This window comes from Acinetobacter sp. G11, from assembly GCF_049808495.1.
GTDB lineage: Bacteria > Pseudomonadota > Gammaproteobacteria > Pseudomonadales > Moraxellaceae > Acinetobacter > Acinetobacter kookii.
The window spans coordinates 42,413-58,283 of the sequence record NZ_JBNCAT010000018.1; the positions used below are offsets into that span (position 1 = coordinate 42,413).

General features: G+C 42.9%; 14 protein-coding genes, 2 tRNA genes, 1 other RNA gene and 1 pseudogene. 10 read left to right on the forward strand and 8 right to left on the reverse strand.

The genetic code is table 11. The annotated features are described in order from the left end of the window. Positions 1–37: 37 nt before the first annotated feature. A complete protein-coding gene (gene hemA / locus ACPUEY_RS08520; RefSeq protein ID WP_425121801.1) occupies positions 38–1,327 on the forward strand; it encodes a glutamyl-tRNA reductase in 1,290 nt (429 codons plus the stop codon). A 22-nt stretch (positions 1,328–1,349) separates the two neighbouring features. On the opposite strand, the gene ACPUEY_RS08525 is transcribed toward hemA, so the two are convergent. Next, on the reverse strand, positions 1,350–3,257 hold the full coding sequence (locus tag ACPUEY_RS08525) for a DNA primase (protein ID WP_425121802.1): 1,908 nt from the start codon (positions 3,255–3,257) through the stop codon (positions 1,350–1,352). Between the two features lie 201 nt (positions 3,258–3,458). Continuing rightward, positions 3,459–4,490, reverse strand: a complete 1,032-nt coding sequence (locus ACPUEY_RS08530) for an outer membrane protein assembly factor BamD (RefSeq protein WP_092819724.1) — start codon at positions 4,488–4,490, stop codon at positions 3,459–3,461. Between the two features lie 71 nt (positions 4,491–4,561). Here ACPUEY_RS08530 and rluD point away from each other — a divergent pair, with 71 nt between their 5' ends. From rluD to ACPUEY_RS08545, 3 genes are read left to right on the forward strand one after another with little or no spacing between them, the layout of a single operon-like run. After that, a complete protein-coding gene (gene rluD, locus ACPUEY_RS08535) occupies positions 4,562–5,614 on the forward strand; it encodes a 23S rRNA pseudouridine(1911/1915/1917) synthase RluD (RefSeq protein WP_131274080.1) in 1,053 nt (350 codons plus the stop codon). Between the two features lie 51 nt (positions 5,615–5,665). Next, complete coding sequence (gene pgeF, locus ACPUEY_RS08540) at positions 5,666–6,406, forward strand: peptidoglycan editing factor PgeF (RefSeq protein WP_425121803.1); 741 nt, start codon at positions 5,666–5,668, stop codon at positions 6,404–6,406. Positions 6,407–6,445: 39 nt separating this feature from the next. Further along, complete coding sequence (locus tag ACPUEY_RS08545; protein WP_092819721.1) at positions 6,446–6,997, forward strand: flavodoxin family protein; 552 nt, start codon at positions 6,446–6,448, stop codon at positions 6,995–6,997. 50 nt (positions 6,998–7,047) lie between these two features. Here the strand turns inward: ACPUEY_RS08545 and smpB are convergent, their stop codons facing one another. Next, positions 7,048–7,524, reverse strand: coding sequence for an SsrA-binding protein SmpB (gene smpB / locus ACPUEY_RS08550; RefSeq protein ID WP_092819720.1), 477 nt, complete (start codon positions 7,522–7,524; stop codon positions 7,048–7,050). Positions 7,525–7,664: 140 nt separating this feature from the next. On the opposite strand from smpB, the gene coaD reads away from it, so the two are divergent. The 4 genes from coaD (at position 7,665) to ACPUEY_RS08570 (ending at position 8,980) form a co-directional block, all read left to right on the forward strand. Then, on the forward strand, positions 7,665–8,156 hold the full coding sequence (gene coaD, locus ACPUEY_RS08555) for a pantetheine-phosphate adenylyltransferase (RefSeq protein ID WP_092819719.1): 492 nt from the start codon (positions 7,665–7,667) through the stop codon (positions 8,154–8,156). A 1-nt stretch (position 8,157) separates the two neighbouring features. Further along, positions 8,158–8,421, forward strand: coding sequence for a YfhL family 4Fe-4S dicluster ferredoxin (locus tag ACPUEY_RS08560; protein WP_261182049.1), 264 nt, complete (start codon positions 8,158–8,160; stop codon positions 8,419–8,421). 26 nt (positions 8,422–8,447) lie between these two features. Further along, positions 8,448–8,831: RNase P RNA component class A (gene rnpB / locus ACPUEY_RS08565), an RNA gene on the forward strand. A 72-nt stretch (positions 8,832–8,903) separates the two neighbouring features. Next, positions 8,904–8,980, forward strand: a tRNA-Met gene (locus ACPUEY_RS08570). A 66-nt stretch (positions 8,981–9,046) separates the two neighbouring features. Here ACPUEY_RS08570 and ACPUEY_RS08575 read toward each other — a convergent pair. Then, entirely contained in the window at positions 9,047–9,454 is a 408-nt protein-coding gene (locus ACPUEY_RS08575) for a hypothetical protein (RefSeq protein WP_425121804.1), read from the reverse strand. Positions 9,455–9,631: 177 nt separating this feature from the next. On the opposite strand from ACPUEY_RS08575, the gene ACPUEY_RS08580 reads away from it, so the two are divergent. Beyond that, positions 9,632–9,708 (forward strand) — tRNA-Met (locus tag ACPUEY_RS08580). A 125-nt stretch (positions 9,709–9,833) separates the two neighbouring features. On the opposite strand, the gene ACPUEY_RS08585 is transcribed toward ACPUEY_RS08580, so the two are convergent. From ACPUEY_RS08585 to ACPUEY_RS08595, 3 genes are all read right to left on the reverse strand, one after another. Then, on the reverse strand, positions 9,834–10,859 hold the full coding sequence (locus ACPUEY_RS08585; RefSeq protein WP_425121805.1) for a hypothetical protein: 1,026 nt from the start codon (positions 10,857–10,859) through the stop codon (positions 9,834–9,836). Continuing rightward, positions 10,852–12,477, reverse strand: a complete 1,626-nt coding sequence (locus ACPUEY_RS08590) for an NAD+ synthase (protein ID WP_425121806.1) — start codon at positions 12,475–12,477, stop codon at positions 10,852–10,854. Before ACPUEY_RS08590 ends, ACPUEY_RS08585 begins: the two co-directional genes overlap by 8 nt. A gap of 680 nt (positions 12,478–13,157) precedes the next feature. After that, the gene (locus ACPUEY_RS08595) at positions 13,158–13,694 is read right to left on the reverse strand and encodes a hypothetical protein (protein ID WP_425121807.1); all 537 of its coding nucleotides are present in this window, start codon (positions 13,692–13,694) and stop codon (positions 13,158–13,160) included. Between the two features lie 1,065 nt (positions 13,695–14,759). Between ACPUEY_RS08595 and ACPUEY_RS08600 the strand changes: the two genes are divergently transcribed. Continuing rightward, positions 14,760–15,251, forward strand: a complete 492-nt coding sequence (locus ACPUEY_RS08600; RefSeq protein WP_092819715.1) for a hypothetical protein — start codon at positions 14,760–14,762, stop codon at positions 15,249–15,251. Between the two features lie 262 nt (positions 15,252–15,513). Here ACPUEY_RS08600 and ACPUEY_RS08605 read toward each other — a convergent pair. Continuing rightward, positions 15,514–15,871, reverse strand: a pseudogene (locus ACPUEY_RS08605) (KGG domain-containing protein); the annotation flags it as partial.

The window sequence follows — 15,871 nt, forward strand, 5'->3', positions numbered from 1 at the left end:
GCACAATAGCATAAATTTAGCGAAATGATGATCTGATATGTCTTTCTTTGCATTGGGTGTCAACCATCAAACCGCCTCTGTAGAACTGCGTGAGCAGATTGCATTTAATCCTGAAAAATTAATGTACTTGCTTGCCCAGCAAAGCCAAAACCATGACCTGAATGATATGGTGGTGGTCTCTACATGTAACCGCACCGAAGTTTATGCCATGTCTGAAAATGCAGACATGGTAATGAATTGGCTCGCCGAAGCAAATGGCCTAGATGTTAAACAATTGTTTAATCATGTATATCGTTACGAAAATGCGCAGGCAGTGACCCATCTAATGCGGGTGGCCAGTGGCCTGGATTCACTGATGCTGGGTGAACCGCAAATTTTGGGACAGGTAAAATCTGCACTGTCTCTGGCTAAAGATGCACATACCGTTTCGCCGGATTTAAACCGGATTTTTGAATATGCCTTTTATGCAGCCAAACGTGTGCGTTCGGAAACCGCAGTGGGGAGTCATGCGGTTTCAATGGGTTATGCCGTTGCCCAGCTGGCCCTGCAGGTTTTTAGCAAACCTGAAAAACTGACCGTGATGGTCGTTGCTGCAGGGGAAATGAACAGTCTGGTGGCGAAGCATTTAGCGGAAATGGGTGTGGGAAAAATCCTGATTTGCAACCGGACCCGTGCGCGTGCAGAAAATCTGGCACAGGAAATTGCCCATCGTGTTGATGTGGAAATTATCGAGTTTTCCGAACTGGCGGCAAATTTGCACCGTGCAGATGTCATTTCAAGTTGTACCGGAAGTTTGCATCAGGTTATTTCCTATCAGGATGTTAAAACAGCGTTGAAAAAGCGTCGTTATCAGCAAATGCTGTTGGTGGATTTGGCCGTTCCGCGCGATATTGATCCCAAAGTAGAATCTCTGGATGGCGTGTATCTTTATGGCGTCGATGATTTACAGAGCGTGATTGATGACAATCTTGCCCAACGCCGCCAGGCGGCGGTTGAAGCCGAGGTGATGGTCAATCAGTTGGCTACGGATTTACTCACGCAGCAAAAAATTAAAAATGCCGGCAGTACCATTCAGGCTTATCGTGCACAGGGTGAAGTACTCAGGCAAGAAGAACTGGCTTTGGCAATGTCCCGTATAGCCAAGGGTGACAATCCGGAGCAGGTTTTGCAGGAATTTTCGCACCGGCTGACACAAAAATTACTGCATCCGACTTCTATCTTGTTGCGACAGGCAGCCAAGGCGGAAGATCCGGGCTGTTTTGAATCGATGCGTGAACAATTAGAAGAAGTATTTGCCAAACGGCGTAATACCAAACACGAATTTTAAGCTGTAAATGACTGCCGCTCGCTTAGTCTTCCAGCAGGGTGAGCGAGCGTTTTTTATCAATCTCATAAATTTTCTGTTTCAGATTGCGCATTTCGGCAATGCTGGCAAATTTCTTCGATTTAAGTTTTTGTTGCAGGCACTGGTATTGCAGTTTAATGGAAAAATCTTCCGCCAGTTTATCGGCCTGTTCAGGTGAAGAAGTGTAATCACTGACATTGGCATGGAGCAAAATATTTTGCAGATCATGGTGATACGCTGCACAAGCCCCTAAAACGTAATATTGCGACAGCTCGGTATCATCAGGTAAATCATCAAAAATGATATTGAAGATATTTAAAATTTTAAACAGCAGTTGATTCTGCGCAATTAAGGCCCGTAGCGGTTCAAAATGAATATACAGATAGGGATGGTTCATCAAAATCGCAATGACATATTCTTCGGCATCAATCTTGGTACTGAAGCTTAAGGATGCGTCATTATTGACTTGCGGTTGCCATTTGCGGCTAAAGCCCAGTTTTTCCCTAAAGAACTGCTGCAATAAATAACGGTAGGACCCCTGTTTTGGCAACAGTTCGGTCAGTTGACGTAATTCACCCATGACCTGACTTTTGCCCTCAGGCTTGGTCACATCATGATTCTGGGTGAGATGGGCAAAAACGAAATCGGAGAGTAACGGCGCTTGCTGTAACAGGCGTTGAAAGTTTTCAATGCCTTCACGGCGAATCAGAGAATCCGGGTCGTGATCATTGGGCAGCACAAAAAACTTGAGTTCGCGGCCATCATTCAGCAACGGCAGGGCAATCTCGAGTGTACGGCGGGCAGCTTTTTGTCCGGCAGCATCACCATCGAAAGCAATGGTAATACGGTTGTTTTGTTTGAATAAGATGTTTAAGTGTTCAGTGTTACTCGCTGTTCCCAGGGTTGCTACAGCACCGGAGATGCCATATTGCTGCAAGGCAATCACATCCATATAGCCTTCAACCATCAGCCAGTCTTGGGCTTTCTGTTTGCGGCCTTCATATAAACCATAGAGCAACTGGTTTTTATGAAACACTTCAGAGTCAGGCGAGTTGATGTACTTCGGTTTGATTTCGTCATTTAAGGCCCGGCCACCAAAACCGACCACACGGCCTTTGGCATCACGGATCGGGAAAATGACCCGGTCGCGCAGCAAGTCAAAATCACGGCCATTGTCACTGGTGCGGATAAGACCCAGTAGTTTTAAGCCTTCAATATCCTGTGGAAAAGCTTTTTCCAGGTGTTGCCAATCTTCCGGTGCATAGCCCAAGCGCCAATAGTCAATGGTCTCTGCACTTAAGCCACGTTGTTTAAAATATTGCTGTGCACTGGCACTTTGCGGTAACTGGCGTTGGTAATACTGGGCAATATTTTCCAGCAGATCAAACAGGTTGCCGTCTTGTGGGGTTTCTTCCATTGGCATCTGTTCAAAGGATGCAAAAGGGTCGCCATAGTAGTCGTTTTCCTGGGCCTGAAATTCTGCAAAAGGATCAAAATGTGCGTCAAGTGCTGCATTCTGTGCTTGATCGGTGGTGCTTTTCGGTTGTTCTTTCAGCTGTGCTGTGGGCGCAGGTTTTACTGCTTCACGTTTATATTTAATTTTATTGCTGTCGTTATTGTCTTTCGGCAGTTCAATCCCGGTACGGCTCGATAGGTCTTTCATCACGTCGATAAAGTTGCGACCGTCAATGTCCATTAAAAAGCGGATGGCGTTGCCGTTGGCCTGACAGCCAAAACAGTGAAAATATTGCTTGTCGCGATAGACATGGAAAGATGGCGATTTTTCCTGATGAAAAGGGCAGCAGCCAGAATAGGTACGACCGGTTTTCTTGAGTTTCACGCGCTGACCAATCAGATCGACAATATCGGTACGATCCAGGATTTGATCAATCGTGTGTTGAGGAATAGCCATAGGTATGCAATCGGGTTGTATGTAATCTATTTAAATGAGTGACCAATAAGCCGTCAGAATATACGCAAGTAAAAATTGCGTGATTCGGTTAAAAGTAATTTGTATACCTTTTGCGCAAAATGATCAATATGATGCATTGAAATCGCAAAAGGGCAAGTATGATAACTTGCCCTTCATGAAAATGCGAACAATAAGCCGGGCTTATTCTGCGCCGGGTGCTGGTGTCGGCGTTTCTGCTTGAGGCTGTTGCTCTGGTGCAGCAGGAATGCTGCTTTCAGTTTTAGGGCGATCCAGCAAACCAAAACTTAAACGGTTGGTGAGACTGCGCTTTTCAGACTGTTCTGAAATTTGCTGTTGCTCTGCCTCGGTAGAGGTTTTTGCTTCACGGCCAAAAATACCTAAAGTGGCACGGTTAACCCAGCTACCTTCATTATGCGCGGCACGCATATTCACGCTACCGTCTGCTTTGACCAGATGCGGATAATTCAGCTTTAACACTTCAATGTACTGCTGTGAAGTCTGCTGATCTCCCAATTTGTCATAACCATAAGCCATGGTGGCTAAAGCTTCAGGAATCTGCGGGGTTTGTGGATAGTGTTCCACCACCCATTGCGAGCGCTCGATGGCAGCCAGCCATGCTTTACGCTTAATGTTAAAACGTGCCGCGTTCATTTCGCTTTCAGCCAGTTCCGTGCCGATGAATTTCATGCGCTGAGCCGCATCGACAGCATAAGTGCTCGATGGGAAGCGGCGGATGAAATCGACAAAGTTCTGATAAGCCACTTTTAAATAGCTGACATCACGGTGCGACTGTTTTAACGAGGTATAGCGGAGCAGACCGTCATAGTTTTGTTCCATGTTCGCTACACCACGAACATAGTAGGCATAATCCACATTGGGATGCTGCGGATTTAAGCGGATAAAACGCTCAGCCAGGGCAACTGCGCCTTCATAATCTTTTTGTTGAAACTTAACGTATAACAATTCCAGTTGTGCCTGCTGTGCATAGTCACCAGTTGGATAATAGGTATCTATGGCTTCAAGATGTTTGGCCGCATCGGTATATTGTCCACGCTCAAGCGCTTTTTCTGCTTTTTGGATATACACTTGCTCGCTAGACTGCGGTCCTGTGTCCACAACTTCTTTCTTTGGATTACTGCTACAGCCCACTATTGCCGACGCAACGCCTAAAGATAAAGCAAGCATTGTCATTTTATAACGTGGTAACGACATAAAAATTCCTCTGTTAATACTGGCAATGAGCTACAATTGCGCTATTAAACCACTTTTGTCTGAATGAGCAAATGAGTCAAGCACAATCTTCTAATTCTAATTTCCCTGAAACTGATTTCAATTTACTTGAAGATTCTGAGGATGCAGATAACCATACTTCAGACTCTACTGCAACACGTTTATCGTTGCAATTTCAATTGGATGAAAGTTATTTGGGGCAACGTATCGATCAGGTGGCGGCACTCATCTGGAATGAATTTTCCCGTGAAAAATTGAAGCAGTGGCTGAAAGATGGCCATTTGTTGGTAAATGGTAACACTGTCAAACCCAAGTATAAATGTGAAGGCAATGAGCTGCTCACGCTGGATGTCGAGCTGGAAGTACAAACCAAAAGTTTGCCGGAAAATATTCCCCTCAATGTGGTGTATGAAGATGACGATATTATTGTCATTAACAAGCCGGTGGGGATGGTGGTCCATCCGGGTGCGGGAAATACGACCGGTACACTGGTGAACGCCTTGTTGTATCATTATCCAAAATCTGCAGAACTGGCCCGTGCCGGCCTGGTACACCGTATTGATAAAGACACCAGCGGTTTGCTGGTGGTGGCGAAAAATCTGGAAGCCCAGTTTTCTTTAAGCAAGCAATTAGCGAAGAAATCGGTATACCGTCTTTACGATCTGGTGGTATACGGCAACATTATTGCCGGTGGCACGATTGATGAGCCAATCAAGCGCCATCCGGTCGATCGCGTGAAAATGGCTGTATTGCCAGGCGGTCGCGATGCAGTGACCCATTACAACGTGAAAGAACGCTTTCAGCATTTCACCCGTGTGCAGGCACGTCTGGAAACCGGCCGTACCCATCAGATTCGTGTACATTTTAGTTATCTGGGCTTTGGTCTGGTCGGCGATCAGGTCTATATGAATCGTGTCCGTGTACCGGCAGGTGCTTCAGAATTACTGGCCGACACTTTACGCGGCTTTAAACGTCAGGCCTTGCATGCAGCAAAACTTGGGCTGATTCACCCACGTAGCGGTGAAGAAATGATGTTTGAAGCACCATGGGCAGAGGATTTTGCGCAGTTGATTGAGGTGTTGCGCAGTGAAAATAAAGCCTACTAAGCGGTTTTATGGGTGGGTATGAATCATAAGGAAAAGCTCAAGGAAATTGACATGCAATTTGTTCAAGGGCTTCCATCAGGTGTGTGGGTTGGGCAGACGCGAGTGCATCATGAAAAAACTCAGCCTTCTGCACAAGCTGAATTGGCAGGATTTAATCTGGCCTTACATGTGGGTGATGATGCAAAACGTGTACAGCAGCACCGTATGGCCTTGCTGCAACAGTTTGCCGAATTCGGGGTAGATAAAGTCACCTGGATGACGCAAACGCATAGCACCATCTGCCATACCATCAATGAAGAAATCCCTTTTCAAGCCCTGGAAGGGGATGGAGTGGTGACCCAGCGTAAAGCACATGCTTTAATGATGATGACTGCGGATTGTTTGCCTGTTGTACTCGGCAATGCCGATGGAACGGAGATAGCGAATTTGCATGCCGGCTGGCGCGGTCTGGCGCATGGTATTGTGGAAAATACCATTGCAGCCATGCAGACCCAGCCGACCTGGGCATGGTTGGGTGCAGCCATTAGCCAGCCCTGTTTTGAAATTGGCGAAGAAGTTAAAACAGCTTTCTGTTCCAAATACCCTGAACTGGACAGCGCTTTTAAGGCGGGTGAAAAAGCAGGCAAGTTTTATGCTGACTTATATGCCATTGCACGATTTATCTTAAAGCAACATGGAATTGAGATGGTGCTGGGGGGCGATCAATGCTCCTATACACAGGCAGATGAATATTTTTCCTATCGCCGTGCAGCCAAAACCGGGCGTATGGCGACATTCGTGTTTATGGCCTGAAACTGTTAAACTTGATTAAAATCTATTGTTTTTATTGATATGTCTTTATCTTCTAAATCTCTTGCGATCGTTTATCACAGCCCCTATGGACATACTGCAAAGGTTGCTTCTTTTATTGCTCAAGGGGCCAAGCAAACCGGTATTCAGGTACATTGCATGAACATCGAGCAGGTGGATTGGGAAGTTCTGGATCGGGCTGATGCCATCATGTTGGGTTGTCCGACTTACATGGGCAGCATTACCTCTGCCTTGAAGTTATTTATGGAACAGTCTTCCAAACGCTGGCTGGCACGGACCTGGCAAGGCAAGATTGCAGCAGGATTTACCAATGGTGGCGGATTAAGTGGTGACAAGCTGGCAGTATTGCAGCAGATTAACCTGTTTGCCATGCAGCACGGCATGCTATGGGCAGGTTTGCCGCTGATGCCGACTGGACGTGGTTCGCAGGACCTGAACCGGATGTCGGGCTTTTTAGGGCTTATGACCCAGTCGGATAACGCGCCGGTAGAGGTGACACCACCACAAGGGGATCTGGATACGGCCATCTGGTTTGGTGAATACATTGCCTTGTTGTTAAATAAATTCAAATAATTATTTTTAAATATCAAAAAACCTCCGGCTGGAGGTTTTTTTGTGCAAAATTACTTGTGGAAAATCCGGGCCTTGTCACGCTGCCAGTCGCGGTCTTTTTCTGTGGCACGTTTGTCGTGTAACTGTTTACCTTTTACCAAGGCAATTTCCAGTTTGGCCAATGGACCTTTCCAGTAACAGGCCAAAGGTACGCAGGCATAACCTTTCTGATTCACCGCACCTAGCAGCTTTTCAATTTCACGACGTGAAAGCAACAATTTACGTGTGCGGGTAGCTTCAGGCACCACGTGTGTCGAAGCCGATAACAGGGGTTGGATTTGCGCACCAAACAAAAACGCTTCATTGTTTTTAAAAAGAATATAACTTTCGGTAATGGTCATCCGCCCAGCACGCAAGGACTTGACTTCCCAACCTTGTAAGGACAGACCGGCTTCGAATTTCTCTTCAATAAAATAATCATGGCGAGCACGCTTGTTCTGCGCAATGGTGCCACCAGTATTTTTTTTAACTACGATTGATTTCGACATAATACGCATATTCCAATATTGACTCTATTTTGCCTCAAACTCGCGCTGAGGTGAAGTTTTTTCAAAATTAAGGAGATTGTTCACTAAAAAAATAAGTTTTTGTTAAAATAGGGCTCTACTAAAAACTAGAGTAAAAATGGATGACTAAATCTCGCGTCATTTATCCAGGCACTTTCGATCCAATTACCAATGGACATATCGACTTGGTGTCACGTGCAGCGAAAATGTTTGATGAAGTTGTGGTGGCGATTGCCATCGGTCATCATAAAAATCCAGTCTTTAGTTTGGAAGAGCGAGTGGAGTTGGCGAAGAAATCACTCAGTCATTTGCCTAATGTAGAATTTGTGGGTTTTGATGGTCTGTTGGTCAATTTTTTCCGTGAACAGAAAGCAACAGCAGTGCTGCGTGGATTACGTGCCGTATCGGATTTTGAGTACGAATTCCAACTGGCCAATATGAACCGCCGTCTGGATTCAGGTTTTGAAGCGGTATTTTTAACTCCTTCAGAGCAATATTCTTTTATTTCATCTACTTTGGTACGTGAAATTGCCCGCTTAAATGGTGATGTGGCGCAGTTTGTCCCGCAAGCTGTGGTTGAGGCCTTTAAGCGGAAACAACAGCAAGGTTGGTAGCGTGTCTTTATATATTACCGATGAATGCATCAATTGTGATGTGTGTGAGCCGGTGTGCCCGAATGAGGCGATATACATGGGTGAAGTCATTTATGAAATTCACCCGGACTTATGTACTGAATGTGTGGGGCACTTTGATGAACCGCAGTGTCAATTGTTCTGTCCAGTCGACTGTATTCCGCATGATCCCCAGCATGTGGAATCGGCAGATGAACTGATGGAAAAATATAAAAAGCTGATTGCACAAAAAAGCACCAGTAATTAGTGCTGAAATTTGTTAGCATACGCCCCGAAGTGAGCCAGACGATCGCTGCTGTGGAGATCTCCGTGATTGAAGCAGGGGAGGAAAGTCCGGGCTTCGTAGGGCAGGGTGCCAGGTAACGCCTGGGCGGTGAAAGCCGACGGCAAGTGCAGCAGAGAGTAGACCGCCATCTTTGCAATCTCCTTTCGGGGAGACCAAGAGAGATGGTAAGGGTGAAAGGGTGCGGTAAGAGCGCACCGCGTGTCTGGTAACAGTTCACGGCAAGGTAAACCCCACCAGAAGCAAGACCAAATAGGAATCCTTCAGGCACGGCCCGTGCTGGATTCGGGTAGGTCGCTTGAGCGTACGAGTGATTGTACGCCTAGAGGAATGATCGTTCACGACAGAACCCGGCTTATCGGCTCACTTCACTAAATTTTTTACAATTATTGCGTGATATTTCTTGACATCAAGCTGCCTGAAATAGATAATACGCGCACAGTTTTGGCTATGTAGCTCAGTTGGTTAGAGCACCGCACTCATAATGCGGGGGTCACAGGTTCAAGTCCCGTCATAGCCACCATTTTCATAGACCACGTTTCTAAAAGCGTGGTCTTTTTTTATGGGTAAAATTTGTCTTTAAAATAGATTATTCACATTGAATTGCACTAGCATCGAGTTTTACTTTAGGAAATTCTTCAGCGTATTTTTGCAAAATAGCGACTTTTTCATTTTCCCCAAAAATAATGTTTTGCAACTGACTGATTTTATTTTCAGTAAGATGTAACCGGGCACAATGTAGGGCAATCTGGTTTTGCGTGGCAATGGCTAATTTCTGGTCTTGCGGAATCTGTTCAATTCGATAAAGTTTTTGTTGTGCTTTGCTGAGCTGGGCAAGGCTACGCTTTTGCTGCATGCTCAAAAGCTGTTGATTGTTGATCCATCGTGCCACATCCATGCGAACCCCATTATAATCGACGAATATGGGTGAAATCAGCTGGCACGAGCTACTCAGTATTGTCATTAAGCCGATAGCGAGGAATTTGAATGGATGCATTTTATCTCAATATTTCAGTACCTTAATTTTAAGCTTAAAACAGAAAAGAGCCTGAATAAATAGCCGTTTTGTTTAAATATTAACTGAAAAAAAATAAAACGCTCAAACTCTGAACACTCGTAAAATAAAGGGCTTGACGCTAGTTGTCGAAATTTAGATAATGCGCACACAGTTTACGGCTATGTAGCTCAGTTGGTTAGAGCACCGCACTCATAATGCGGGGGTCACAGGTTCAAGTCCCGTCATAGCCACCATTTTTATAGACCATGCTCTCAGCATGGTCTCTTTTTTTGTGGATCAAAAAAGTCAGACTGATTCTCGAAAGAAAAAAAGGTCTGTTGATCATCCGTTTATAGACTACACCGACCTTTTATAATAATTACAAATTCTCTTGAAGGAATTGCTCGATAAATTGATGGGTATTTTCACTTGAATAGAAAGGTGCAATCAATTCCTGAATAATGCCATCCAATAAGCCCTGTTGTTCCAAAGCCTGAAGGGTATAGGGCAGGAAACGTCGTGCTTCTTGATGTAAATCTGTTTCATTCAATCCTACAGATTGCAACAGTTCCTGTAAGTTGTAGTCGGCAAAATAATCATAAAAAACTGTAACTACATCCAGTACGACTTGCTGCAGGTATTCACTTTGTCTCAACTGTCTCCAGGTTTCATAGACTAGAATAAAAAACTCTTCAAAGTCGATGGCCTGGAATTGAGAAAAGGCTTCTTGCAGTGTTCTCTGCTTGATATCTTCCCATAAATGCAGGCTGATATCGGCCAGTTCTTCATTGGGCAGTAAAAACAGGTTGGCAAGTTGTTTGACCAGGGCCTGAGCAAGCTGCTGTTCCAGTTTCAGTTCAATCGCCTGTTGCTGGTCTTGAATAAAACTGAGTATCTTGGAACCCAAGCCATGCTGATGCGTATTTAACTTGCGTAGATGATCCAGCCACGGGGTATTGCTTTCAAGAATCTGATTGGCCAGCTGTAAGCTGACATGTTTGACTTGCGGATTATGCTGCAGGTTGTCATGGATGTAATGACGCAATTGATCCAGTTCGAGAATCTTATACATCCACAATTCAAATGATTCATCAGACAGCAGCGTGTTGATTTGAGTCTGGCTGTTGATTGCCAGTTGATGAATTCTTTGTGAAACCACCCCGATGAACTCTAAAATTTCAGCGCCGAGATTTAATTCAAAGGCATATTTTTGTACCACTTGTTGCAATGCTTTCAGATCAACGAATTGCTGTAAGGTGATGTGTTCTGAACGAATATAGAGGTGATGAACAAATTTTTCGATATAGGGATTATGTTGTTCTGCTAATAATTGTTTTTTAATAAAGCAGGTTTGCTCAAGCATAAGCGCTTGAGCAAACTGTTGGGCCAAGTCCTGCTTAGACACCTGGCGCCCATCCATTCATGATTGGATAACGACGTTCACGGGTAAAGGCACGCGAGCTGATACGCGGACCAATGGCACCTTGACGACGTTTATATTCGTTGCGATCAACCAGGCGAATGACTTTTTCCACCACTTCTTTTTCAATGCCTTTGGCGATAATGTCATCCTGACTCATATCTTCTTCAATATAAGCATACAGAATCGCATCCAGTACTTCATAGGCAGGTAAAGAGTCCTGGTCTTTCTGGTCTGGACGCAGTTCTGCAGAAGGTGGGCGGGTAATGACACGCTCTGGAATAACCGGAGTCTCTGAAATGCTGTTACGGTATTTCGCCAGTTCAAACACAATGGTTTTATACACGTCTTTCAGCACGGCATAACCGCCAACCATATCGCCATACAGGGTGCAGTAACCTACTGAAAGTTCAGACTTGTTGCCGGTAGATAAAACCAGATTGCCAAACTTGTTCGACAAGCCCATCAGTAACGTACCGCGAGCACGGGCTTGCAGGTTTTCTTCAGTGGCATCTGCAGGACTGTTGCCGAAGAAAGGATACAAGGTTTGCATGAAGCTGTTCACGATTGGATTGATTTCAGCAATACCAAAAGTTACACCCATAGTTTTGGCCTGTGCGGCTGCATCTTCTACACTGATTTGCGCGGTGTAGGTATAAGGCATCATCACTGCCTGGACTTTATCTGCACCAATGGCATCAACTGCGATTGCCAGTGTTAATGCCGAGTCAATGCCACCCGATAAGCCCAGAATTACACCAGGAAAACCAGAGCGCTGAACATAATCGCGAGTCGCTAAAACCAGACCCTGATAGATTTCAGCCAGCGTATCTAAAGCAGGAATCACTGTTCCGACTTTATAGGCTTTTTGTTCCGCTTCATATTCGGCGTAATAAAGATCTTCTTTAAAGCTTGCTGCCTGTAAAGCAATGCCGCCATCTTTATTGATCACAAAACTGGTGCCATCAAAAATCAGGTCATCTTGACCACCGATCTGGTTGGTATACACCAGATTAATATTCAACTGTTTCGCCAGTTCACTCATGGTGGTGACACGATGTTGCGGTTTGCCCACTTCATAAGGTGAAGCATTTAACACCAAAGCAGTTTCAACATTCAGTTGTGATAATTGATGAACGGTATTAAGTGACCAGATATCTTCACAAATCAGCACGCCAAATTTATGACCTAAATATTCAAAAACAAGGTGTTGATGGCCTTCGCTGAAATAACGCTTTTCATCAAATACACTGTAATTTGGCAAGTTCTGTTTATTGTAAACGCCCAGTACTTGCCCATCTTTCATTACGGCTGCAGCGTTATAACGCTGACCATCTTCAGTTTGATTGACAAAACCAAAGACCATCACAATATCTTTGACTTGGCTGAGCTGCTCAAATGCTTTTTGCGTGCGTTTTGCCAAGCTAGGACGGAGTAATAAATCTTCAGCAGGGTAGCCTACAGTAGAAAGCTCCGGGAAGAGAATTAAATCAGCTTTTTGTTTTTTGGCTTCATTTATCTGTTCAAGCATCTTTTGAGTGTTTGCTTCGATATTGCCAATATGCGGAGAGAATTGTGCAAGGGCAATTTTAAAACTTTTCATTCCAACTTAATCCTATTACCTATAGGGATGTATACACAGACCTAGATTTATTATGGTTATGGGTTCAATGCTGTGTACGTGACGACAAATAAAATAGAAGTATTAATCAATAATTAGCAATTCGATACTATATACGAATTGCATCGTTTGTAGAGAAAAAAACAAAAAAAAATCTGAATTTAGACAAAAAAATACAGCATGGCTGCAAAAATGGCCATGTTGTTAATGAATTAGCATGATTGAATGAAATGATTTTGGAGTGAAATTCTTTTTAAATGTTTTAAATCAATTAATTGAGGTAAAACTTATATCTTGACTACGGGTGGACAACTGCCAGGCGGTTTAAGGCTAGATAGGTGGGTGTGGTTGAGAGTTATACACAAAATTATACATATTAAAGCTTGTAGAGAGATGGCTAAAAATCAGTCCATTCATCTCAAGTCATTATGAATACCCAGCAATTTTGTAAATAGCTTTTAGTTGGATCAAATAGCGCTATAACCTGATACTTTTGGAGATCATGATCTCGCTCGTTCTTAAAGCAATCAGCTGGCTGGAGGATGAAATTACCTCCTTAGAAAATCAAACAAGATGATGGGTGCGATGAGAGATGCAAAGAAGGATAAAATGAGTAATCAAATATATAAATAAAAAAAAGATTAAAAAATGAGCAGAAAAAATCAATGCACTATGTGCTGATTATTTAAAATAATGTTAGGAATATTTTTAAAAAATATGTCTCTTGCAATTTCGCCCTGTTGTTCAATGTTATAGGTATGAAAGGGTTTGCTTTCAATAAAGTCATATTGATAAGGATTATATTTTTTAAAACTCAAAAAATATCCGGACTGTAATAGAGCACCTTGCAAGAGAACATTGATATTGGACTGGTATTGATAAACGTGAGTCATCTCATGTATGAACAGACCTTGCATTGCTTTGGATCGCTGGGAAAAGTCTTCACAAAAATTTTCGTTGTTCATAAAGATTTTGCCATTGGGTGCCATATACATGTTTACGGGTTGCCAGGGAAGATATTTGATATTAAATATTTTAACGTCATCGTAATTGATTAAATTACCGAAAATTTGACGTGCAAGATTGATCTCACCCGTAGTCAAATTTCGAAAACGAAAGTTATAAATATCAAACATTAAAGAAAGTTTGAACCACAACAAGAGTCTAAATTTCTGGAACATAACATTTTGCTTTGCCATTTATACTTATAATTCTATTCACAAAATAAAGCTTGAGTAAATGTGAAAGGCAAAAATTTTTGAATCTGTTAATTCAATATTGTAACGATGCTTAAGAAAAGAAGCTCCAATTTATCTCCTCAATATAACAAGAACACATGTTTAATTTTTCTTTGCATGGTTTTCATTAAGTTGGAATTTAAAATACTTCTTGAATGTATATATTTAATTTTTTAAAAAGAGTTCTTTCTTAATCTTAAAAATTCAGAAGCTAAACATGAATTTCCTGTAGGTAGAATATGCCTCATATTTTAGCAAAATCTCTAAAGCATCAGATAGAATTTCATCGCCTGGTTATTATGCCTTTTATATTTTGCTGTATTTATTTTTGTCAAACTTTAAAGAATAAATGTTAAGTACGTAACACTCTTCTAATATAGATCAACCACATAAAATAAAAGGATTTACATTGAAGAGAATTGAAACAGATATAAGCTTGGTCAATGAAATATAAAGAGTAGAGTGAATAAAGCTGTAGGTGTGCAGTAATTCAGACCATAGGAGATAAATAAAATGGCTACACAAGAAAATACTCAAAAGATTCAGCATAAACAATAGAATCAGTAAGTTAAAAATCCGCAAAGACCACAGAAATAAGACTTGGATTTTCTGATCGGAGTATTGATTAATACTCGGGTAGTGTTCTTTGTGAAAAGTTTTTCCAGATTTATAGTCTCATTATTTCTATTCATCCACATTAATCAAAAGTGAAGAATAATATGAACTCAAAAGATGTGAAAATCATAATCGCTGTCATTGTCGTGGTCATCATTGCAGTCATTCTTTATTCCATATATGAAAGAAATAAAGATGAAAATATGGGAAATTTAAAGAATGAGCAAGGTAATACATGGGTGAGTCCTGTGCATAAGATAAGCTCAAACGTCTAGATCAATACCCTAATACCAATGATGATCGTGTTTAAAGAACCGAACCTGGACGTTTTTTTAAATAGAAACACTCTAGGTGAAAATGGCTATAACCAGCTTATTTTCCTCAATACCCTATTGTTATAAGGAGAAAAAAATGGCCGATCCAAATGATGTAAGAAAGGATGTAGATAATGACCCAGATACAGATGAATCACATCCAGTGGGAACGGGTGTAGGTGCCGCGGGTGCTGCTGCCGCAGGTGCCGCAATCGGTAGTGCAGGTGGTCCAATCGGAGCTATTGTCGGAGGGACAGTGGGTGCAATTGTCGGCGGTGTGGCTGGCCATGCAGTAGGCGAGGCGATTGATCCCACTGTTGAAGATGCGTATTGGCGTGAAAACAGTGTTAATCAACCTTATTATAAGTCCAGCCAAAATACTTATCCTGATTTGGACTATGATCGGGATTATCATCACGCCTATCGGGTAGGTTATGAAGATGTATCTGCGTATGATTCAAGCAAGCGGTTTGAAGACGTAGAGCCGGATCTTCGTGCCAAGTGGGAAGGATCAAAAGCACAGTCCCGTCTAACTTGGGAAGAGGCTAAACATGCCTCACGTGATGCCTGGAACCGTTTACGTCCTTAGAACTCCATCATCTCAATAGCTTTAAACCAATCTTTTTAATTTTAAAAGGATTGGTTTTTTGTTTGGCATGGTTTAAAAGCGATACCATTTTTCTTGTCTTTTAATTCTTGTGATTTAAGGGGTAGAAATTTTTTAGGGTTTTTCTTGTATTTTTATTCTTTGCATAAAAAAGCGTAGATTAATCTACGCTTGATAGTGTGTGATTGAATTAGAATTATATTTATTTGAGTTGTTAAGTTTTCTTAAATGAAGCAGGTTGCGATTAGCCAGATGTAAATCGGCCATATTCATCACGTCTTTGCGTAGTATTTCTACTACGACCACTGCCTGAACGGCCACCGCGATCATCATCGTCATCATAACGGCTGCGACCACGACCACCACGGCCACCGCGATCATCATCGTCATCATAACGGCTACGGCCTGAGCGACCACCGCGATCATCATCGTCATCATAACGGCTACGGCCTGAGCGACCACCGCGATTATCATCGTCATTATAACGGCTACGACCACGGCCACCGCGATCATCGTCATCATAACGGCTGCGACCACGACCACCACGGTCATCGTCATCATCATCATAACGGCTACGACCACGGCCACCGCGATCATCGTCA